This window comes from Candidatus Igneacidithiobacillus taiwanensis, from assembly GCF_031962545.1.
Classification (GTDB): domain Bacteria; phylum Pseudomonadota; class Gammaproteobacteria; order Acidithiobacillales; family Acidithiobacillaceae; genus Igneacidithiobacillus; species Igneacidithiobacillus taiwanensis.
This window is the reverse complement of sequence record NZ_JAVRKK010000036.1, coordinates 1-19,628: the sequence shown is the minus strand read 5'-3', so window position 1 is coordinate 19,628 and position 19,628 is coordinate 1. Positions and strand designations below refer to the sequence as shown.

At 59.9% G+C, this 19,628-nt stretch carries 22 protein-coding genes; 3 read left to right on the top strand and 19 right to left on the bottom strand.

Translation table 11 applies throughout. The features are described 5' to 3' along the window. Positions 1 to 232: 232 nt before the first annotated feature. Genes RTI30_RS06940 through RTI30_RS06930 form a run of 3 tightly spaced genes read left to right on the top strand, consistent with a single transcriptional unit; the run spans position 233 to position 2,241 of the window. Positions 233 to 1,009 (top strand): alpha/beta fold hydrolase, encoded by a 777-nt coding sequence (locus RTI30_RS06940; RefSeq protein ID WP_312274747.1) that lies wholly within the window; start codon positions 233 to 235, stop codon positions 1,007 to 1,009. Positions 1,010 to 1,060: 51 nt separating this feature from the next. Continuing rightward, on the top strand, positions 1,061 to 1,675 hold the full coding sequence (locus RTI30_RS06935; protein WP_312262676.1) for a BMC domain-containing protein: 615 nt from the start codon (positions 1,061 to 1,063) through the stop codon (positions 1,673 to 1,675). A 2-nt stretch (positions 1,676 to 1,677) separates the two neighbouring features. Further along, positions 1,678 to 2,241 (top strand): NUDIX hydrolase, encoded by a 564-nt coding sequence (locus RTI30_RS06930; protein ID WP_312262677.1) that lies wholly within the window; start codon positions 1,678 to 1,680, stop codon positions 2,239 to 2,241. Positions 2,242 to 2,265: 24 nt separating this feature from the next. Here the strand turns inward: RTI30_RS06930 and RTI30_RS06925 are convergent, their stop codons facing one another. The 19 genes from RTI30_RS06925 to RTI30_RS06835 all read right to left on the bottom strand — a co-directional run. Continuing rightward, a complete protein-coding gene (locus RTI30_RS06925; RefSeq protein ID WP_312262678.1) occupies positions 2,266 to 3,069 on the bottom strand; it encodes a CbbQ/NirQ/NorQ C-terminal domain-containing protein in 804 nt (267 codons plus the stop codon). Positions 3,070 to 3,082: 13 nt separating this feature from the next. Continuing rightward, positions 3,083 to 3,409 (bottom strand): P-II family nitrogen regulator, encoded by a 327-nt coding sequence (locus tag RTI30_RS06920; protein ID WP_312262679.1) that lies wholly within the window; start codon positions 3,407 to 3,409, stop codon positions 3,083 to 3,085. Next, positions 3,406 to 6,552: a DUF2309 domain-containing protein gene (locus tag RTI30_RS06915; RefSeq protein WP_312262680.1), complete on the bottom strand. Its 3,147-nt coding sequence runs from the start codon at positions 6,550 to 6,552 to the stop codon at positions 3,406 to 3,408. The genes RTI30_RS06920 and RTI30_RS06915 overlap by 4 nt, the downstream gene beginning before the upstream one ends. Then, positions 6,537 to 7,310: a hypothetical protein gene (locus tag RTI30_RS06910; RefSeq protein ID WP_312262681.1), complete on the bottom strand. Its 774-nt coding sequence runs from the start codon at positions 7,308 to 7,310 to the stop codon at positions 6,537 to 6,539. The genes RTI30_RS06915 and RTI30_RS06910 overlap by 16 nt, the downstream gene beginning before the upstream one ends. A 4-nt stretch (positions 7,311 to 7,314) precedes the next feature. Next, complete coding sequence (locus tag RTI30_RS06905) at positions 7,315 to 9,003, bottom strand: proton-conducting transporter membrane subunit (RefSeq protein ID WP_312262682.1); 1,689 nt, start codon at positions 9,001 to 9,003, stop codon at positions 7,315 to 7,317. Between the two features lie 88 nt (positions 9,004 to 9,091). After that, positions 9,092 to 11,446, bottom strand: a complete 2,355-nt coding sequence (locus RTI30_RS06900) for a VWA domain-containing protein (RefSeq protein WP_312262683.1) — start codon at positions 11,444 to 11,446, stop codon at positions 9,092 to 9,094. Positions 11,447 to 11,522: 76 nt separating this feature from the next. Further along, on the bottom strand, positions 11,523 to 11,726 hold the full coding sequence (locus tag RTI30_RS06895) for a hypothetical protein (RefSeq protein ID WP_312262684.1): 204 nt from the start codon (positions 11,724 to 11,726) through the stop codon (positions 11,523 to 11,525). Beyond that, complete coding sequence (locus RTI30_RS06890) at positions 11,723 to 12,343, bottom strand: AAA family ATPase (RefSeq protein ID WP_312262685.1); 621 nt, start codon at positions 12,341 to 12,343, stop codon at positions 11,723 to 11,725. The genes RTI30_RS06895 and RTI30_RS06890 overlap by 4 nt, the downstream gene beginning before the upstream one ends. A gap of 3 nt (positions 12,344 to 12,346) precedes the next feature. Beyond that, positions 12,347 to 12,622 (bottom strand): hypothetical protein, encoded by a 276-nt coding sequence (locus tag RTI30_RS06885; protein ID WP_312262686.1) that lies wholly within the window; start codon positions 12,620 to 12,622, stop codon positions 12,347 to 12,349. Further along, the gene (locus RTI30_RS06880; protein WP_312262699.1) at positions 12,612 to 13,052 is read right to left on the bottom strand and encodes a ferritin-like domain-containing protein; all 441 of its coding nucleotides are present in this window, start codon (positions 13,050 to 13,052) and stop codon (positions 12,612 to 12,614) included. Before RTI30_RS06880 ends, RTI30_RS06885 begins: the two co-directional genes overlap by 11 nt. Before the next feature lie 20 nt (positions 13,053 to 13,072). Then, positions 13,073 to 13,411, bottom strand: coding sequence for a BMC domain-containing protein (locus RTI30_RS06875; RefSeq protein ID WP_312262687.1), 339 nt, complete (start codon positions 13,409 to 13,411; stop codon positions 13,073 to 13,075). Between the two features lie 79 nt (positions 13,412 to 13,490). After that, a complete protein-coding gene (locus RTI30_RS06870; RefSeq protein ID WP_101538126.1) occupies positions 13,491 to 13,787 on the bottom strand; it encodes a BMC domain-containing protein in 297 nt (98 codons plus the stop codon). A gap of 55 nt (positions 13,788 to 13,842) precedes the next feature. After that, positions 13,843 to 14,139 carry a BMC domain-containing protein gene (locus RTI30_RS06865; protein WP_308388236.1) on the bottom strand — a complete coding sequence of 99 codons (297 nt, stop codon included), beginning with the start codon at positions 14,137 to 14,139 and terminating at the stop codon, positions 13,843 to 13,845. Positions 14,140 to 14,175: 36 nt separating this feature from the next. Further along, on the bottom strand, positions 14,176 to 14,421 hold the full coding sequence (locus tag RTI30_RS06860; protein ID WP_312262688.1) for a carboxysome peptide B: 246 nt from the start codon (positions 14,419 to 14,421) through the stop codon (positions 14,176 to 14,178). After that, the gene (locus RTI30_RS06855) at positions 14,421 to 14,669 is read right to left on the bottom strand and encodes a carboxysome peptide A (protein ID WP_312262689.1); all 249 of its coding nucleotides are present in this window, start codon (positions 14,667 to 14,669) and stop codon (positions 14,421 to 14,423) included. Before RTI30_RS06855 ends, RTI30_RS06860 begins: the two co-directional genes overlap by 1 nt. Beyond that, entirely contained in the window at positions 14,666 to 16,222 is a 1,557-nt protein-coding gene (locus RTI30_RS06850) for a carboxysome shell carbonic anhydrase (RefSeq protein ID WP_312262690.1), read from the bottom strand. The genes RTI30_RS06855 and RTI30_RS06850 overlap by 4 nt, the downstream gene beginning before the upstream one ends. Positions 16,223 to 16,228: 6 nt before the next feature. Then, positions 16,229 to 18,685, bottom strand: a complete 2,457-nt coding sequence (locus RTI30_RS06845; RefSeq protein ID WP_312262691.1) for a CsoS2 family carboxysome shell protein — start codon at positions 18,683 to 18,685, stop codon at positions 16,229 to 16,231. 56 nt (positions 18,686 to 18,741) lie between these two features. Then, positions 18,742 to 19,074, bottom strand: a complete 333-nt coding sequence (locus RTI30_RS06840; RefSeq protein ID WP_308388226.1) for a ribulose bisphosphate carboxylase small subunit — start codon at positions 19,072 to 19,074, stop codon at positions 18,742 to 18,744. 39 nt (positions 19,075 to 19,113) lie between these two features. Next, positions 19,114 to 19,628, bottom strand: a 515-nt coding sequence (locus tag RTI30_RS06835; protein ID WP_312283530.1) for a RuBisCO large subunit C-terminal-like domain-containing protein, incomplete at its 5' end; no start/stop codon positions are given.

The window sequence follows — 19,628 nt, the reverse complement described above, 5'->3', positions numbered from 1 at the left end:
CTACAACGCCGAACGGCCACACCATCGACTCGGACAGAAACCACCGCTATCCTTCCTCCTCCAACATCTACCACAGTGCCAAAGGTGGTGGACGCATACAAAGCATTGCATCGACTTCCATGGCATGCTAATATTCGCCCTCGTAGTCAGCAATGACTGCGAGCGCATGTTTCTTTCCTCCTTTGTGGTTTTGGGGCTTTCGCGAGCCCCTTTTTTATGCCATGCTTTCGGCATGCAACTCCCCTGCGAGACGCCCTTCCAAATCGAACTTGCGCAGCACGAAGTTCTGCGCGGCTACCTGCACGATACCGGCTCGGGCCCCATTGGGGTGTTTTTGCCGGGCTTTGCTTCCGATATGCAGGGCAGCAAATCGCAGTTACTCGCACAACACGCCCAACGCCTTGGCCGCAGTTGGCTGCGCTTTGATTATCGGGGTATCGGTCGATCGGATGGAGACTTTGCCGGGCTCAGCATTTCCCGCTATCTGGAGGATGTAGAAGCGATCCTCGCGCTAGTCGCGCCGCGCCCTCTCGTCTTGGTCGGCTCGAGCATGGGGGGCTGGGTAGCCACCCTCGCCGCACAGCGGTATCCGCAGCGCATCCGCGCCCTGTTGCTCATTGCACCGGCCTACAATTTCATTCAAGACTACTTTGCTGCCCTGCCCACCGAGGAGCAGAAAGATTGGCAGGAGACAGGTCTACGCCACTGGCAACTCGGCCCTTACGGCCCTCGCTTTCCCCTCGCTTTCGGGGCGGTAGAGGATGCCGCGGCCTACGATCTGCTACGCCATCCACCACGCCTTGCCATTCCGACCCTCATCCTCCACGGCTCTGCCGATGATGCGGTGCCGCTGCAGCGCAGCTTTACCTTTGCCGATCTTGCATCCAGCCCATCCCTCGCCATCCGCGTTCTGCCCGGCATCGACCATCGCCTGCAAGGCGCAGAGCGCCAACTGCTGCAGGGCGTCGACGAAGTCTGGCTGGCGGTAGCCGCAGCCGCCGCACTGTAAAAGTAGCGCCTAATCTCTTATACTCTGGCGTCAAATGATGATGCCCAGTCCATGATCCACCTACGCACCTACGTCTACATCGACTCCCTGCAACCCCAGCTCGCCGCTTACATGGCCTCGGTATCACAGGGTTTTTTGCCAGTACCGGGCGATGCCGCCTTGTGGATCGAGGTGTCGCCGGGCATGGCGGTGCATCGCCTCACCGACATCGCCCTCAAGGCCACCCGCGTGCACCTTTCGCAGCAGGTCGTCGAGCGGGAATTTGGGACCATGGTCGTGCATCATCGCGATCAGAGCGACGTGCGTGAGGCCGGTCGGGTCGTTTTGCAGCGTATGGGCGCCCAGCAAAGCGACCGCAAAACTTGTCGCGTTACCTGGAACGAAATCATCCGCGGCATGATGCCGGACCATACCGTGCTCATCAATCGCCAGAATCGCCGCGGCTCCATGATCTTGCCGGAACAGAGCATGTTCATCCTCGAGACCGAGCCGGCAGGATATGTCATTTACGCCGCCAACCAAGCCGAAAAGGCAGCCAACATCACTCTCATCGACGTGCGCGCCGTGGGCGCCTACGGGCGTCTCACAATCGCCGGCCGCGAGGCCGATGTCGACGAGGCGGCAGCGGCGGCGGTCCATGCCGTCGAGAACCCTTCCTGGAGTTGACGATGGATCGGCAAACCCTGGAGCAAGCCCTTTGCCACTATCGCAGTCGCTACCCGGAGGAAGCGGCCTATGCCCGGCGCGGCTGTGCCCTGCTGCGCACGGTACCCGACTGTTTTCGACGCAGCAGTCCGGGCCTACATGTGACGGCTTCCTGCTGGGTGCTCAATCCTGCGCGTAACCGGACCCTGTTGATGCTGCATCGCAAACTCGAGCGCTGGTTTCAGCCGGGAGGCCATTGTGACGGCGACGAAGACGTGCAGCGTGTCGCCCTCAAGGAATGCAGCGAGGAGACCGGCCTTGCCGCCGAGCACATCCATTTTCTCTCGCCCCAGGTTTTCGACATCGATATTCACCGTATCCCGGCGCGACGGCAAGAGCCGGAGCACCAGCATCTCGACATCCGCTTTTTGATGGAAATCGACGATAGCTTGCCGCTACGGGGCAACAGCGAGTCGCATGAGCTACGCTGGGTACCCCTGCACGAAGTGCACAGCTACAACCGTGAACTTTCCATCCACCGACTGGTGGTCAAAAGCCAGGAGTGGGTGCGCCAGCACCGCGCCTGAGCGCGATGCCGGCATTCCCCGTATTCAAAAGAAGGTGTTGACAGCGGCGTCGAGGGCATCGCGCATATCTGGATCGTCGGTAATGGGGCGCACCAGGGCAACGCTGCAGGCTGCCAGGGGCGCAATACCCTTTTCGATCAAGGAACCAGCATAAATCAACATGCGGGTAGACAGGCCCTCATCCAGGCCATGCCCCTTCAGATTGCGCGAGCGCTCGGCAATCGACACCAGCTTGCCGGCAATCTCCGTCGACACCCCCGACTCATGGGCGACGATCTCGATTTCCAGATCCCGATCAGGGTAGGAGAAATCGAGGGCCCCAAAGCGCTGTTTGGTGGATTGCTTGAGATCCTTCATCGACGACTGGTAGCCGGGATTGTAGGAGATGACCAACAAAAAGTCGGGATGCGCATGCAGCAGCTCACCCTTTTTGTCGAGGGGCAAGGTACGGCGATGATCTGTAAGTGGATGGATGACGACGGTGGTATCCTGCCGTGCCTCGACCACTTCATCGAGGTAGCAGATTGCACCTATCCGCGCCGCAGTGGTGAGGGGGCCGTCCTGCCACTTGGTGCCGTCCTTATCGAGCAAAAAACGCCCGACCAAGTCCGAGGCCGTCATATCCTCATTGCAGGCAACGCTGATCAGCGGCCGCTGCAGGCGCCAGGCCATATATTCGATAAAGCGCGACTTGCCGCAGCCCGTCGGCCCCTTCACCATCATCGGCAGGCGCGCGGCATAGGCGGCCTCAAACAAGGAAATTTCGTCGTGGACTTCGCGGTAATACGGCTCTTCGCTGATCAGATACTGACTTTGCTCGCTACTCACAGAGATCCCTCACTCAATTCTTGAACTTGACCAGGCGGCTAACCTGGATATCGGAAACGAACATCACCCCCTGATGTTTCTCAAAGAAAGGGGTGAATCCCTCGAGGATCGGTGCCAGCAAATCCTCCGGCACGGCAACGATGATCATGATCAAAACATCATCTTCGTTGAACATCAAATGACTTTCGTAGATGCCATGGCTCCCCTTACCGGAGAGATTGCCAACGATGGTGTACCCCTTTACGCCGGCATGATCGAGGAGGTCCGTGGCAAAATCACGATGCGCTCCTTCGAGAATGATCTCGATCTTTTTCAGGGGATGGAGATTTAGAGTATTCATGCGCTTGCCTCCAAAAGTTTTTGTCGAACCTGTCGTCCCGATTCGGGATGAACCTGAAACTCGCCCTCTTCCAACACCAGACAACGGTAGTCATCTTCGGGGTCGATTACGATTACTCGCAGCCAGCCGCCCATGACCAAGGCCTTGACCTTGGGCAGGCGTCCCACCGCCGCAAGCACAAAGGCCGCTGGTGCCTCGACCAAGGCAATCAGGCGCACCGGTTCATGATACGGTTTGCCGTCTCGATACATCGACTGAATAGGCAAGCCGGTACGCAGATCACTCTGATTACCCGTCATCACCCCAAAGCGGCCCGCCACATTGTGGTAGGCCTTGCTGCCACTGCCAAAGTGATGCACATCCACCGTCGAAAAATAATGTTCGAGATTGATCCACTCTCCCACCACCACCGGCGCCGAAAGGATGTTTTCGAGAAAACGCCCCTTGGGATCGAGGCGGTAATCATAGGATTGGAGGAAGGAGCGCCCTTCCAGATCGACACCTTCGGTGAGATGACGACCGCCAATGATCCCATAGAGGTTACGCGACAGACCCCACTCCGGCCGCACCTGCGACCAGTCGTGGGCATGGCGGCGCGCCAGTGCCGCTGCCAGGTAGGGATCGGCGGCAATGTCGGCCTTGCCGCCCAGGGTCGGCATACGCTCGGCGGCGGTGCGCCGCGTTGCCGCTGCGAGTCCGGTGCGCAGGCGCTCGAGGTAGAGGAGATGGCGGGCTGGCAAAAGATCGAGATCGTGTAGGGTGATTTCGTCGGTGGTAGTGTTGTGCACCGCCGGCAGGAACCAAGTATCTTCAGGAATCTCGATACCCTTGTCCAATAACCGCCTCCGCACCTCCGGCTTGTTGGCCATGGCGCAAATCACGCGGGCATTGGGCAGGCCGCGACCGCCGCCGCAGGCGCCGCAATCCAAGGCCGACTCGTAGGGATTGTTCTGGGTCTGGCTCTCGTGCCCAACCATCAGTACGAAGCGCGAGAAATTCCGGTGCAAGCCCGTCGACAACAGGGCATTGGAAACGTAACGCACCTGCTCGTCGATGCTGAATCCCAAGCGAGCGATCCGCTCCATCTGCAGACTGGTTTCCTGGCGATTGACCCGATAGACGCTGCGTAACTTCTCGATAAAGTCCGCCTCCTGCGCCTCGCTCATACCCAAACGGCTAGCCAAGACACTCGGGCCCTGGCTGTGGCCAAGGGCAATTTCCCGCAGTTCCCGCACCTCGTCGTCGGTCACGCGATCGCGCTGCAACTGCAGCTCCCGCTGCAGGGCGCGGACGATCATGGCGCGCTGCACGGCACGGATGATGGAGTCGGCCTGATCGGAACTGAGCTTGTCGACCAGCAGGCGGGTTACCGGCTTGTGCGCATGCAGGCGCCCATGCAGATCGTGGTAAAGCACCGGCGCCACCGTCTGCCCAATCAAACCCAGACTGAACAGCAAACCGACCGCTTCCACCGCCACGAAAGGAGATAATATCGAAGACTTGATGTCATGCAGCACATGCTCCAAGGCCCCGTACAACGGCTCCTCCTCAAGCTGCAACTCTGCAGGAATTTCCACGATCAGGTTATGCGGGGTCTGTACGGCGGGGCAGAGATGCACCTCACTACCCTTCCCGTACTCGAGGAAGCCGATTGGCACACCAAAAAATCCGGCAATGCCAAAGGTCTGGTAGTCGCCCAAAGACTCCAGGTGGCGGCGCATGGGCTCCGAGCGTACATCGATGCAGAAGAAGGCCTGGGCAAAAGGACGCTTTTGCGGGCGATCCTCGGGCAAGCGCACCTTGCGCACGAGGTCCGTGATGTAGTGCCACTCCATTGCTCGCAACCAAGCGTAGCCTTCGCCCTGCTCCCAGCGTCGCAGCACATTCACGAATTCTGCCAACTGCGCCGGCGTCAGCGCTTGCAAGGCCGCCAAGGCGTCCGCTCCCACTTTGCCGGCGAGGCCCGTAAGGGCACGCGCCTGGCGCTCTGCCTCCCGTGCCCGCTTGGCGCCGATATAGGCCGTCGCCAAGGAGGCAAAACCCTTACGGCTGCCACGGGCAATGGCATCGTCCACCTCTTGCGCCCAGGCTGGCAGTATCGTGCCCCCGTACAACTCCAAGCGCAGATAAGCACCATACGGATCACGATGAATGAATGCCTGCAGCTCCTCGGCGTCGGCAGGACAACGATGGTGGCGCACCGCTTCCTGCAGCAAGGAAAGACCAAGGACCATGCGCACCGCGACAAAGTCTGCAAGATCGGCAGGATACTGCTGTGCCCAATAATAATGCTTGGCCATGCTGCGAAAACGAATGAAACCTGCCCAACCATGCAAGCGGGTAAGCTGACGGGTGATATAGCTCTGCCAATGCTCTTCCGGGATTTTCAGCAGCAAGAGAATCTGCGCAATGATCCCTTCCGGGCTCTCGCTCGAGTCCAAGAGCTCGCGCAGATGCAAGCCGAGCAGAGCAAAGCGCAAATTATGGCGGGCTACATCTTTCCAGGAGGCAAAGAAGCCCTTTTCCCGGCTTGGCGCCTGCCAGGCAGATTGGCCTTCGTCAAAAAAGTCGAGACAGCTCTTGACCAGCAGGTCATCGAGGGTATCGCCAATCTTGGTGCCGAAGAGACGATCGATATTGCCGTAGAGCGGGCCATCCACCGCCACCTTACGCGCCAAAAGCGCTTCCAGCCTTTCCTGCAGGGTTTCGGCATCGAGGGCGCTGACGGGAGCCGCGCGCAACGCGGCGGAAAGGGCTTCGCCATCCAACCAATCGCTGGCAGGTACCAGGGCTTCCTGCTGGCACTCGGTGAGCAAGGTCCAAATCCAACGCTCCAGATCGACGCCCGGCAACGTGATCTTCTGCTCTGCCAAAAAGTCTTGCAGATAGCGGCGCAGGGCGGCGTCGTCGATCTTGCCTTCGGCCCGATAGCCCTGGTAGTGCGAGCGCGGCAGGTAGCCGCGGCCATGGAATAACTGGCTTCCCTGGGCTACCGCCTCGGGAAAGGGCAAGTGTTCCAGACCGAAGAGCGGGTTGTGGTGAATGAAGGTACGCATCGGCCAGAAACGTGGAATGGGCTCGCTGGCAACGTAGACCATCGACCGGATCTTGAGCCGGTCTCCCAGGGTCAGATTCCTATCCATGCGCGACTCCAGAGCAATCCAAACAAAGCGAAGAGCAAGAGCACTCCTGCACCCAGACCGGTCGTGGCCACCCCAATGTCGGTCAGGGGCTCCCCACGGTAGATACCGAAGAGCAAATCTTGCAAAAACTTGCCAATCGACCATCCCCAAATGAGCAGCAAGAGCAAGAGTGGCCAGAGCCAAGCCAGGGAAAGCACCGCAAAGACCTGCAGCAGGGCAAAAAAGCTCGGGAATACCGGGGTCGCCACCAAAGCCAGGGCGCTCAGGGTGATCAGGCCACTAAGCCGCGGCAGTTCGGTGGCCAAACCGCCGCGCAACCCCAGGTAGGCACCGCCCATACGTTGGCTGAGCATGCCAGCCCAAATCATCAAGAGTGCCGCCGGCAAGGACCAAGCCAGCGCAAAGAGCTGTACCGCCACCATCTCTGCATGACTTGCCATGAGCAGCCAAGCAAGGGTGAGGCCGGAGCTGGCGGTCAATCGCGCCCAGATCCGCAGTTCTCGGGCACTTACCGCACGGAAGGCATAGAAAATGGCGGTAAATAACACCAGCATCAACCAAACCCGCCAAAAGGGCGCGGGCAGCGAAGCATGGGGCCCAGTCTTGTAGAGCAGTAGAACGCCAAGCTGCGGCAGGACCAAAATAGCCAAGGCGCGCGCCCAAGGGCCCGGCGCCGACTCGACCAGCCGGTTGAAAATCCAGCTAAAAGGAAATACTGGGAGAAGAACCGCTGCGAGAAAGAGAATGATCCATTCCATAAGGTCAGCTCCACCGGAACCAGACATTGAGGCGGCGCGACGCGTTCAGCAGGAGCTGGGTCATCCGCACATAGACATCGTTCAGATACAGTTCGCGAGTAAGCAAGGCGTAGAGAGCCACATAGGTCCCATGCCAGCGCTCTCCGAGCCGATGACGCCAGCCTTGGGCATCGGCAAAAAAGGTGAGTGCCCAACCACCCACAAAGAGGAGTGCGAGGACGATGACCAGGATATCGTAAGAGAGCACCCCAATACTCGCCGAGGCAAAGAGGCGTGCACTCGCCCCATGCTGCGGATAGAGGAAATTCGAAAAGTAATGGCTGATCAGCGTATAGCCGATTACCACCAGAACAAAGGAGCCGAGGATGCCGCCCATCACTTGCCAAGGGTTGCTGTGGGTCATCTTGTGCGCCGCAAAGAGGGCTTGAGCACCGGTCACCCAGGCAAAGAAGAGAAGAACGATCACGCCCTGCTCAAAAAACAGGTGCGAGGCCACAAAAAAGTGTGAAAGACTGAGCACCAGCACCGGCACCAAAATGGTCAGCGCCGCCGCAGTCCACCAGGGCAAGCGCGAGGGCTTGGCAGGACGACGCTCGACAATCGAGACATAGACTGGATCCGGTGGCACCCCATCCTCGCGGCGGGCGTCGCCAATGGCGTTGCCCGCCCCCAAAAAGAGTGAAGCCTTGAAAAAGCCATGGGCAATGAGGTGAAACACTGCCAAGGGAAAGGCGCCAAGACCGCATTCCATGACCATGAAACCCATCTGTCCCATGGTGGAATAGCCGAGGGAGCGCTTGATATCGTTCTGGATGAGCATGAGCGCCGATCCCAATACCGCGGTAATCAAGCCGACCACGAAGGCGATATGCAGAGCGAGGCTGGTGTACTCGAAAATCGGCGCAAAGCGGTTGAAAAGAAAGCCGCCGGCGTTGACGATTCCCGCATGCATCAGCGCCGAGACTGGGGTCGGCCCATCCATGGTGTAAGGGAGCCATCCATGCAACAAAAATTGCGCCGAGCGGGCAAAGGCCGCGAGGGCAATGAGCAGGCCTACCCAAGCAGGCACCGACATGCCCCACAACTGTGCGGCATCCGGCGCCGCGGCAACCTGCGCAAAGATCACCGGCAAGGACAGACTATGGTAGGTTTTGTACAGGATGAAGGCCGCCAACCACAGCGGCAGATCGCCAAAACGATAGGTGATCTGCGTCCAGAAGGCATAGCGCCCGGCGGCAGGACGGTCCGTATCGTGGCCGAGCAGAAAATAGAGGAATACACCCACCAAGAACCAGGCGACCAGCAAGGTAATCAAATCGGCGGCGGAGACCATGAAGAAAATCGTTGCCGTCATCAGGTCGAGGAAGGCAAAAAAGCGCGGGTAATTGGGCTCTTCGATCATGTAGCGCACCGAATACATGTGCACGAGCAAACTGATCCCAGAAACAAAGGACCACATGATCAATGCCAGCGGATCGAGCCAAATGCTGCCCCACAAGCTGCCGATGGTCTCTACCTGGGCGACACCAGAGTGTACATACTCGCCGAGTAGAATCAGCGATAGCAGAAACGTCAACAAGGTAGCGCCAACGCTCAGCCGCGCTGCTGCTTTCTTGTTCTGCCGCAAAAACAAAAAGATGAAAAGCGCCGAAACGACGGGCACGAAAGGAATAACGATCGCTAGGGTGTCCATCAATAACTCCTCGTTACCGGGGAATAGGGGCATCCAACAGCTACTGGGAGACCACAATACCCAACTACTGTTGCCAAATAATTTCTCATCAGGACTTCGTCATCGACACATAAAGCTGCGGCAATTTCAGCGGCAGACTGTCGACATGATCGAGAACCAAGTAATTGCGTTGCCCAAAAATACGGCTGACATATTCGTCGGCATAGGGGTCCAAAGAAAGGCAGAAGGTGCGGATTCCCTTGCGTGCCAACTCCTCTACCGCACGCTTGGTATCAAAACGCAAATATTGCGGATCGCGCACATCGTTATCTGCAGGCTCACCATCGGTCAACAGAATCAGCAATTTCTTTTGGCTGGGATACTGCTCCATCAAATGGCCGGTATGGCGCAGGGCAGCGCCCATGCGGGTAGAGAGCTTGCCAGTCATCCCGGCTAGGCGACCCTTGACCTTGTCGTCGTAGGGGGCTTCGAAAGATTTGAAGGTATAAAACTCCACATCGTGCCGACCATTGGAGTCGAAGCCGCAAAGCATAAAAGGATCGCCGATGCGATCGAGGGCGCCAGCCAGCAAGGCGGCTGCTTCGCGGGCCAGCTGCAGCACGGTAACGTCGCCCTCACTGCGGGAGCGAAGTTTATCGTTGGTGGACTCGGAAAGATCGATGAGCAGAGTTACCGACAGATCGCGAATATGCAGGCGGGTGCGGATACCAATGCGCGGGTCCGGCTGCTGCCCCATACGGATATCGGTCATGGCGAGAATGGCGGCATTGATGTCGATATCGTCGCCGTCTTCCACCTTGCGCGTGCGCACCACACCCTGGGGCTGTATTGCCTCGATCATCTTGCCGATCTTCTGCACCAGCGGCTTGTGCTGCTCGAGAAGGGTATCGATCTCTTTGGGATCGCCCATTTTCGGCCGTTTTTCGTAGACCGTGGTCCACAGCGGGCGCTCCAGTTGGGTTTGATAATCCCACTCGGAGTAGCTCACCGGCTGCGCAACCGGCTCTTTGCCTTCGCGCGCATTCAAAGAATTGCCATCGTCGTCGAAAAACTCCGTGGCCAGGATCCAGATCTCCTGGGCATCATCGCCGGCAAATTCGACATCCACGGCGTTGATCATCTCCATGATGTTCACGTACTTGCGCACCTGGGGCTGCCCGCCGCTGAGAATATCCACGGCACTACCCTGCGCCGCCGCGGTCCACAAAACGCGATTGTCGTCACGATAGGGACTCGTAGGCTGATCTTTCTGCGCCGAGAATTCGAGTCCAAGCGCTTTGCTCTGCTCGGCCAGTTCCTCTGCCACACGGGTGATGACAGCGTAGGGATCTTCCGCTGCCGCAAGAATCTCGGGAAACCGGCTGCGCACCAACTCTACCAGGGGGTGATCATCGCTGTAGCTCGCATCGAGGAGGGCATACGCTGCTCGCTCCGCGAGGGCACCCAAGCGCGCTTCGGATGTGGGTTCGAGCACCGCCTGGGTACGCGACAACCGCGCCCAGAGCGGCAAAAGACCGGGAAATTTCTGCCCGGCGAGGGTCTCGACACGGGCATCCTCGAGCACGCCAATCCATAGACGCTTGAGGGGGGTGGCCAACTCAAAACGGGTATCGAAGTGCGACTCGACCACGTGGGCGGCAGCATGGGCCGCCGCAGCGCGGTAGACCTCTAGGGCAGGAATCTTATCCGCACCGAGGACGACATCGTCATAAGCGTCCGGTACAAAAATGAAATATTCTTCGACGTAGGGCCGGTAACCCGTGCGGCTTTCAAAATCGCCGGAGGTTGGCCGCAGAAAGAAATCCCGCCCCCAAAGGGCGCGCAGGTACATATTCAGGCGCCGTTGCACATCCACGAAAAGAACGCCGCGATGTTCCTGTTGCAGAACCGCCAAAGCCTGGGGCGTTTCGAGGCCAAAGAACTCCGCCTGGGCGGTAAAATCATTGCGGTACGCCGAAATTCCCCAGTTCGCCCAGCGGCGCAGCCCACCAAGGGTCATCTGCTCCAGCAAGACTTCGATCTTGCCAAGCATCGGCCGCACGCCGCGCGGCGCTTGCGCCAGCAGCTGATCGAGCAGCAGCAAGTAGCCGCGAAAGAGCTCAATCTCGCCCAGGCGCTGCGCCACGATGGGGGCGGTAGAGAAAAACAGCACGAGCACCTCCGCGCTGGTCTTCGAGAACATGCGGATGGCGGTGGAGAGCATTTCGAAAACTGCCTGCTCGCCAATTTCCCGGGCAACGTGGGGCGCTGCCTCGATGAAGCTGAAGACGAGGTCGACGCCCCGACCGAGGGACTTGAGGCTGCGCGCGCCCTCCAGATAGGCCTCGAGCCCGCGCTTACTGAAGATCCGCGCCGCCTCGTGCCAATTGGCCTCGAGGACGACGGCGGCTTCCTCGCCCAAGTCGTCGACAATGTCGGCATAGTCTGTCAGCAGTAGAGCCATGAGCTGCTCAGCCCTTCCTCGAGAGTAAAAAAGTGCCTAGCGAGTGGGCTAGGAGTTTTCTGCCGAAATTACCGGGTCAGTCCGGCCAGATGCGTTCGGGGTTGAGTTCCCGACCGGTGCCGGCATTCAAGTCGGCAATCGCCTCGCTCTTTGCCGCCTTGCTACTGGTGGCCGGGGAAGAAGAAGTCTTGCTTTCCGGGGCAGCTTCCGTCTTTGGCGTACTGCGCCGCCGAGGGCTCTGCATGCTGGCATGGAGTTTGTTTTCCAAGGGACTGGTCATTTGCGCACCTCCTCGATAAGTTGCTCGATTTCCGCGACGGCAGCCGCACCGCGCTTGCCCATCTGATAGACGCTCTTGCCTTCGATAGCAGCACTACGATAAACGGCTCGCCGACCGATATGGATCGGCAAAACCGGCAAACCCAGGGTACCCACCGCTTGCTCTGCCGCTCGCGACAAGGCGCTGCGATCTTCGCTTTGATTGATCAGCAGGGCAGCGCGCAGACTCGATCGCCGCTCCTGCAGCTGCAACAAGGCTTCGACGCTGCGCTGGCTAGCCCAGAGATCGAGGGGCGAAGGCAGCACCGGCAGCAACACCACATCTGCAAGCGCCAAGGCCTGTTGCGTCTGTGGCGCATCGAGGGCAGGCGGACAGTCAATCACCAAATAGCGCAGAGAGGCAGGTAGAGTTGCCGACAGCTGCTCGCTACCGGCAACGGCAATGCCGGTGCCCCCCTCCTCGCTCCACGCCCCCCAACGCGCGAGGCTTCCCTGGGGATCGGCATCGAGCAGTAGGGTGTTGCCCCGCCTGGCAAGCCCAAAGGCAAGATTCCAGGCCAACGTGGTCTTGCCACAGCCGCCTTTGGCATTGAAAAAGGCAAGGCGCAAGGTAGCCACGCGTCAATCCTTGCCATCGTAGGCAGCCTGCGCCGCATGGGCATACTGCGCTAGTTTGGGGTCGACGGTGTCGCCATCGAACTGCATCGTAATGACAACGTAATCGCGGGCAAAATTGAGATTCGGATAATACCCAGATGATTCCGACAATGCCGTCAAACGATCGAGAAAGGCGCGCGTCGCTTCGTAATCGGCAAAGACAAAGCGCCGACTCCAGCCCAGCGGTTTAGTGCGTTCCTCCCATCCCGAGGGGCAGGTGAGCGAGGTCTCAGATTCCATGCCCGTTTCCTCGCAAGCCCGCAAGAACGTGACCCAAGTGGGCAAGGTGCCCCTGCTCATCCTCGAGCAGGCGGGCGAACAACGCCGCCGATGCCTCATCGCGCAAGCGACGGGCAAAAGCCGCCGCCTCGGCGTACAGCTCTACCGCCGCGACTTCGATCTCCTGATCCTGCTCCAGCATCTCCCGCAGATCGCGACCCGGACGAGAGGGACGCAGGGAGCCGGCACTGGGAGCGATACCCAGGCGCAAGAGCTGATCACTCAGCAAACCAGCGTGCTCCAACTCTTCCCGCGCCTCGTGGGCAAACTGGTCCGCCCAATCCTGCATGCCCCATAGCGCACAGAGCCGCGACTGCACCAAATATTGCTGTACCGCCATGAACTCGTGATTCAAGGCACGGCCGAGAAAGCCGATGACACGCGGATGCACAGGCAAGAGATACTCCTACCTTAGCTTTGCAACGCACTGACTTCGGCGTCGCGACCACCACCGTCCGCCGAAGGGCTGGTAGGCAGGATCTTTTCTACTTCTGCATGCACCCGGGCGATGATGTGCGCTGCCACCAGGCCATCGCCCACCCGCTCGCACGCATCGGCGCCGGCACGGACGGCAGCATTCACTGCACCCGTCTCGCCGCGAACCAATACGGTCACGTAGCCGCCACCCACGAACTGCCGCCCAACCAAGCGTACTTCCGCCGCCTTGGTCATGGCATCCGCCGCCTCGATGGCGGGCACCAATCCGCGGGTCTCGATCATTCCGAGGGCAATACCCGTCACTGCTGCCATAGCATTACTCCTTGACAAAGCTCGCAAGGGCGACGCGGCACAGAGAATTCTCTTACCGCGTCCCAGTCATCCAACTACCTTAGGCAGTGGGCGCCTTTGGCAAAATGTGTTCGACTTCGGAGTGGACACGGGCAATGATGTGCGCCGCGACCAAACCATCACCCACCCGCTCGCAAGCGTCGGCGCCGGCACGAACGGCAGCATTCACCGCGCCCGTTTCGCCACGGACCAGAACGGTCACATAGCCACCACCCACGAACTGACGGCCGATCAACCGAACTTCGGCAGCCTTGGTCATCGCATCGGCGGCTTCAATCGCCGGCACCAGACCACGCGTTTCAATCATTCCCAGCGCAATACCCGTTACCTCTGCCATTATCTATCTCCTCGACAAAAAATCTTTGGGAACCTGACCAGTCTGGCCTACCGACTTACGCCGTCGGAGCCTTGGGCAAGATATGCTCCACTTCCGAATGCACACGCGCAATGATGTGTGCGGCCACCAAGCCATCACCCACCCGCTCACAAGCGTCAGCGCCGGCACGAACGGCAGCATTCACCGCACCGGTCTCACCACGGACCAACACGGTCACATAACCACCGCCAACAAACTGACGACCAATCAGGCGCACCTCGGCGGCCTTGGTCATCGCATCGGCGGCTTCGATCGCCGGCACCAGACCACGCGTTTCGATCATTCCCAGCGCAATACCCGTTACATCTGCCATTGTCACTCCTCCTAACCAGAGAAAAACCCGAACCCGTCAGGGTTCCCAAAAATCGATGATACCGCCAATGGTGAGGTCGGTAAGGACCTCAAAATCACCTTGAGCATAGCGTGCCGCCGATCCTGCAATGGTAAACACCCACTTACCCGGCGGCACACCCACCGGATCGGTGGCGACGTGGATCTTGCCCGCCTGATCCACGAGCACACGCAGCGAACTCTGCTTGAGCCCGGGGATACGCCGGGTAGTCACCAGATCCGACTGCACACGCATGATTTCCATCAGGGCGTCCAGTTATCGATGATGCCGATGATGGTGAGGTCGGAGGGATAATCCTTGCTACCCGCCGCCTCGCGTGCTGCCGACGAACCCACACAAATGACCCAATCACCCGGAATACAGCCAACGGAGTCGACGGCAACGGAGCGCGGCCCACCCTCCTTTTCCTGAACAACCAGCAAAGGCCGGTGCCCCATCTCAGCGATGCGGTTGGTCGATACCAACGTCTTTTCCACCCGCATGATTTTCATTGAAGCTCAACCTCCTCCAACGGACTACCGACGGGCTGCTCCTGCACACTGCCATGCAAATACAGCCATCCGTCCCGATCCAGATCGGCGTAGCGATGCCGAATGGCCGCCGCCACCCTTCGCAATTTTTGCACCGTCCTTTCCCGGTTTCCTGGTACCCGTCCATCGTAGCGATAATGTATAGCCATCGGGATCGGTAGCGAACGCTCGAGGTTGAGATGGCGGAAGATCTTGATACCGACATCCAAATCGGCAGCACCCTCCTCTACGGTATCCAGACGCGCATAATAGGCCAGATTACGCACCTGCAACTCTGAGAAGCCATCACCAACGCTGATGAATCGCTCACCATGACCACGATCGGCATGCCAGCCACCCTCTTGCGTACCGACATATTCGATCTGACTGAAATTGTTGATCAGCAGCGTGGCAATCAGGCGCCGCATACCATCATGGGGCATGCCCTCGCCCTGCCCCCAGCCACTGGTTTCTGCGGCGAGGCGGATGGACTCGTAGACGGCAAGCCGGGCGCGGTCGGCATCCAATCCGTAGGTTTGCTGGTAGAGCTTGGCGTTATCGACGTAGCGATAAGCGCTCAGCTCACCCTTGGCATCGGGGGTATGGATACGGATGGCATCGGTATCCGTATCCAGCCCAATGAGCAAGATGTCTGTGCTCGCTCCGCAGCAAAACTCGTTCTCGATCGCGGCGCGAAAATCGCGTAGACGCTGCAGGGCAGCCTCCAAGGCGTGGCTTTCGTTACTGCCGTGGGCAGCACAGCCCTGATGCGAGGGATCGAGAGAGCTACCATGATATACCGCAATTTTAAGGTAACGGGTCGGACGATCGGCAGTAGTCGGGAAACCCTCACGAAAACGTCGTAACTCCGTAGCCTGCCAGTCTTCGACATCCTTCTCGACATCGAAAAGGGTACCGGCAAAGGCGCTGCGACGCAGAAGACGACCCGCGGGCAAGCGCAACACGTAGGGGAGAAAGCCCTTCAAACGTCCATCCGCACAGACCGAAATATTACAGGCATGAAAGCCACACTCGACCAGCAGGGCGTCGATATTTTCCCCTGCCTGCAGTTCGGCGCGGATGCGTTCGGAGAACTTTTCCACACCCAGCCGCAGCGCCGCAAAGGTCGCGGCGGCGTAAAGCCCTCGCATATCCGGACCGCGCACCCAGGCGTTTTCCAGCAGCGCCTCGGGCAAACGCATTCCCAGCTGCTCCTGCGCCCGTCGCTGCGTGTCGGCAACGAAGTCCACGCCCACGCCCCGCCCAGCAAGATCACGTAAAAACGGTACGATGGCGTCGAAGCGTCCGGTTATTTCCGTCTCGCAACGAGACAAACGATCGTTCTCCGCGAGATTGACGAGGGGGTGACGACAGCCCTGCTGCGGCAGAGTCGGACAGGCGGGATGCTGGGCAACGCTACCCGAGGCCGCCAACGGTGCACTCAGCCCTGTGTTCGTCGCAAAGCGCTGCGCCATGGGCATACCGCCTGCCACCGTGGTGGGACGCAAATGACGCATCTTCTTCCGCGTATCCATGACGAATCAGCCTCGCGCACCGCCGGAATAGGTCACGGCTGCTCCCCGCTGTCCGGCGCCGCCACTGCTACCAGTAACCTTGGAATCACCAATTGGAGCCGCCAAGGGCTGCTCTTTGTTGATCACCGCACTCATGACACAACTACGCACTGTCCCTCGCTGGGTCGGATTCCGACTTTGTGCCCAGGCACCCTCGGTACCCGTAACCCGTTCATTGCGGCTCCAATCGTCGCCAGTAATCTGCCAGGAACCCCGCTCTGGAGCTGCAACCTGGGGGGCCGCCGCGACCGGGGCGGCGACCATGGGCTCCGCACCCCGACTGCGAAACTCCGGGGTACCGGTAATCAGGCCTCGGGCCAGATTCACGGGGCCAGTGATCCGACCTGCCTGTTCGATAGCGTTGCCGGTAATGCGGCGCGGCATCTGACGCGACGGCGGGACGATACTAAAGCTCTGAGGGATCGGAGCCTCTTCCGCTGCAACTGGAGCCGGCGCGGTGGGCACAAAACGCTGGCTGGTCCCAGCTGCTTCCATGGCCAAAACCTTCTGCTTGTAGGAACAGCCGTCGCAACTGCACGAGGCTCTCTCGGCGGGCTGCGCCTGGACCGGCAAGGAGTCCACCACTTCCTCGCCAACGAAAGGTGTGCCGGTTACGGGAAGATCTTCCCCCGCCTCATTACCGGTCACATTGTCCGCCGGGTGCATGGCAGGTCCCGTGACCAATTGCCCCCGGTCGGTACGACTCACGATGACTTTGGCCGCTTCTGGCTGCGGGGTGCTTGCGCAGTGGGCATATTGCTGCTGCCCATGATACTCCGTTCCGGTGACGGGCCAGCACCCTCCACGCTCGTCACCGGACATTTTTGGGAGGCGATCCATCCCCGTACCCGTAATGGTCGATCCGCGCAGGCTGGTCATTTCCTGCACTTTGTCTACCCCACCGCCACAGAGGGTGGGGCTGCTGTAGCCCGTTCCAGTTACGCGCAGACAGGAGCCGGGCTCGTTTCCGGTCACTTTTTCGGACCGATCAACGAGGTTGCCCGTCACCCGCTGGCCACGATCCGTACTGACCACGCCAACCTTGGCAGGCGCTGGCTCCGGTTTGCTGTTGCAGATACTCTGGTAGCTTTCCAAGCTCAGGTACTCCGTACCCGTCAGCTGCCGGCATTCGCCGGCCTCAAGACCGGTAATCCGCTGCGTGGGATCGACGGCGGTACCCGACACGCTCCGTCCGGCGAAGGTGTGCGTTTCTGCCACTTTGCTGGGCGCACCGTTGATGGTCATCTTAGCGACCCCAGCGTCCCAATACTGCGAACCCGTGATGCTGCGATTGACCCCTGCCTCGTAGCCGGTAACCCGACTGGCGCGCGACTCGTCACTGCCGGTTACCGGCAGAGCCTGGCGCTGGGTCCTCCCCGTCACCACTTTGGGCGCGCGCGCTTCGAGAGCCGTATTACAGAAACTCTGGAAGCCATCACTACTGAGATACTCCGTACCAGTCACGCTGGCACATGAACCCGCCTCATCACCCGTAACCGCCGGAGCCCGCCCCACTTGCGTGCCCGAAACCACCTGCCGCCCGGAAGTTCGGGTGATGGCCACTTTGGGGGCTGCCGCCTCGGGCCGAGTGCTGCAGAAACGGTCAAACTGTTCGGCACCGACGTACTCCGTGCCGGTGATCACCCGACAACTGCCGGCCTCATTACCGGTAACAGCGGGATTCCGCTCCACCTGGGTACCCGTCACAACGGAACCTGCCAGGGTAGTGCCCTCTTCTACCTTACGAAACTTGCGCGAGCGCCGTTTACCGGGAGCATCACCATTGGCCTTCTGAAAACCCCTGCCATGCTGGGACATCTCTTCCCGACGCAGCTTGGCAAACTCGCGCGTGCTACCGCTTTCCAGGTAACGCAGACGGGCAGCCGCGGAGGTCAAACCGCGGACCACCGTCAAGGCTGCCTTACCCCGTTGGGCAAGGGTCTGACGCCGCGCGCGACAGAGCTGCCGCACCGAGCGCTCACGCCAACCGAACTCGCTGGGCCGAGTTTCTACCAACTCGCAAACGGAATCGATGAATTCCTCTTCGACTCCTGGCACCAGAGCCGGCGCCTGGCCAGCTGCAAAGTCCGCCGCCTCTGTAGTCACCGGTGCAACGCTTGGCCGTTGACCGCGACGGCGTGGCCGCCGCTGCTCTGGATCCGACCAGCACTGTGCCCCGGAGCAGCGCATGGCGCGATGCGCCAATGCAGCTTCCCGGCCCGAGCTTTTCACGCGCATGTTTTCTGGATGGACGGACGACGCACTGACCGGCGCCACCTCGCCGCTGCTTCCAGACTTTGGCGCGGAAGGCGCAGCGACTGGCTTGGCCGCGCCGCCGCCCTGCTTACGCATTGCCTGCTGGCGCCGCTTCTCCTGCGCCAAAGCCCGGCCCCGTAATGAACCGGATGCTGAAATATCCGACATACGTCCCCCTTACTGGTGCCCAGCAACGCCGGGCACCGATGATCGATTCGTTCGTATCAGGAACCGCGATAAACCACGAAGGCCAGACCCTGGCTCTGCGTGTAATTATCGTAACCAATCAGACGAACCAAGTGCTTGGGATACTCGCGGCGACAGGCCTCGAGCTCGGCAAGAACCGTGTCCACATTCCGTTCACCGAACATGGGCAGCTTCCACATGTACCAGTAGTGGTTGAAGGAACGCTCGGGTTCGACATGTTCCACCGCAGGGTTCCAACCCTGGGCAATGATGTATTGCACCTGGGCACGGATCTGCTCTGCCGACATGGGGGGGAGGTACGAGAAGGTCTCGTAACGCCGCGTCTGCTTATAATCTTGAACTTCAGCCATATTAAACTCCTTCCTGAAGCGAATGCGTTAGCCGGAAAATCAACGATTCTGCACGTCGAGCTTGTCGACGGTGTCGAACTCGAACTTGATTTCCTTCCAGGTCTCCAGAGCGATCTTCAGCTCGGGCGAGTGACGAGCGGCGTTGGTCAGCACTTCCTTACCCTCGCGCTCCAACTCGACGCCGCGATTGCGCGCCTCCACACAGGCCTCGAGGGCCACACGATTCGCCGCCGCGCCAGCCGCATTGCCCCAGGGGTGCCCGAGGGTACCACCACCAAACTGCAGGACGGAGTCGTCACCAAAAATGGTAACCAGGGAGGGCATGTGCCAAACGTGGATACCACCGGAGGCCACCGCGAAGGCGCCGGGCATGGAGCCCCAATCTTGATCGAAGAAGATACCGCGGCTGCGGTCTTCCGGAACATAGGACTCGCGCAACAGATCGATCCAGCCCAGGGTAGAGGCTCGATCGCCTTCCAGCTTACCGACTACCGTACCGGTGTGCAGATGGTCACCACCAGAGAGGCGCAGGGCCTTGGTGAGCACGCGGAAGT

Excerpts from the sequence above, each read along its gene's own strand:
- RTI30_RS06940 (WP_312274747.1), top strand. The coding sequence starts at position 233 with ATGCAACTCCCCTGCGAGACGCCCTTCCAAATCGAACTTGCGCAGCAC.
- RTI30_RS06935 (WP_312262676.1), top strand. The coding sequence starts at position 1,061 with ATGATCCACCTACGCACCTACGTCTACATCGACTCCCTGCAACCCCAG.
- RTI30_RS06930 (WP_312262677.1), top strand. The coding sequence starts at position 1,678 with ATGGATCGGCAAACCCTGGAGCAAGCCCTTTGCCACTATCGCAGTCGC.
- RTI30_RS06920 (WP_312262679.1), bottom strand. The coding sequence starts at position 3,409 with ATGAATACTCTAAATCTCCATCCCCTGAAAAAGATCGAGATCATTCTC.
- RTI30_RS06915 (WP_312262680.1), bottom strand. The coding sequence starts at position 6,552 with ATGGATAGGAATCTGACCCTGGGAGACCGGCTCAAGATCCGGTCGATG.
- RTI30_RS06910 (WP_312262681.1), bottom strand. The coding sequence starts at position 7,310 with ATGGAATGGATCATTCTCTTTCTCGCAGCGGTTCTTCTCCCAGTATTT.
- RTI30_RS06905 (WP_312262682.1), bottom strand. The coding sequence starts at position 9,003 with ATGGACACCCTAGCGATCGTTATTCCTTTCGTGCCCGTCGTTTCGGCG.
- RTI30_RS06900 (WP_312262683.1), bottom strand. The coding sequence starts at position 11,446 with ATGGCTCTACTGCTGACAGACTATGCCGACATTGTCGACGACTTGGGC.
- RTI30_RS06895 (WP_312262684.1), bottom strand. The coding sequence starts at position 11,726 with ATGACCAGTCCCTTGGAAAACAAACTCCATGCCAGCATGCAGAGCCCT.
- RTI30_RS06885 (WP_312262686.1), bottom strand. The coding sequence starts at position 12,622 with ATGGAATCTGAGACCTCGCTCACCTGCCCCTCGGGATGGGAGGAACGC.
- RTI30_RS06875 (WP_312262687.1), bottom strand. The coding sequence starts at position 13,411 with ATGGCAGCAGTGACGGGTATTGCCCTCGGAATGATCGAGACCCGCGGA.
- RTI30_RS06870 (WP_101538126.1), bottom strand. The coding sequence starts at position 13,787 with ATGGCAGAGGTAACGGGTATTGCGCTGGGAATGATTGAAACGCGTGGT.
- RTI30_RS06865 (WP_308388236.1), bottom strand. The coding sequence starts at position 14,139 with ATGGCAGATGTAACGGGTATTGCGCTGGGAATGATCGAAACGCGTGGT.
- RTI30_RS06860 (WP_312262688.1), bottom strand. The coding sequence starts at position 14,421 with ATGGAAATCATGCGTGTGCAGTCGGATCTGGTGACTACCCGGCGTATC.
- RTI30_RS06855 (WP_312262689.1), bottom strand. The coding sequence starts at position 14,669 with ATGAAAATCATGCGGGTGGAAAAGACGTTGGTATCGACCAACCGCATC.
- RTI30_RS06850 (WP_312262690.1), bottom strand. The coding sequence starts at position 16,222 with ATGGATACGCGGAAGAAGATGCGTCATTTGCGTCCCACCACGGTGGCA.
- RTI30_RS06845 (WP_312262691.1), bottom strand. The coding sequence starts at position 18,685 with ATGTCGGATATTTCAGCATCCGGTTCATTACGGGGCCGGGCTTTGGCG.
- RTI30_RS06840 (WP_308388226.1), bottom strand. The coding sequence starts at position 19,074 with ATGGCTGAAGTTCAAGATTATAAGCAGACGCGGCGTTACGAGACCTTC.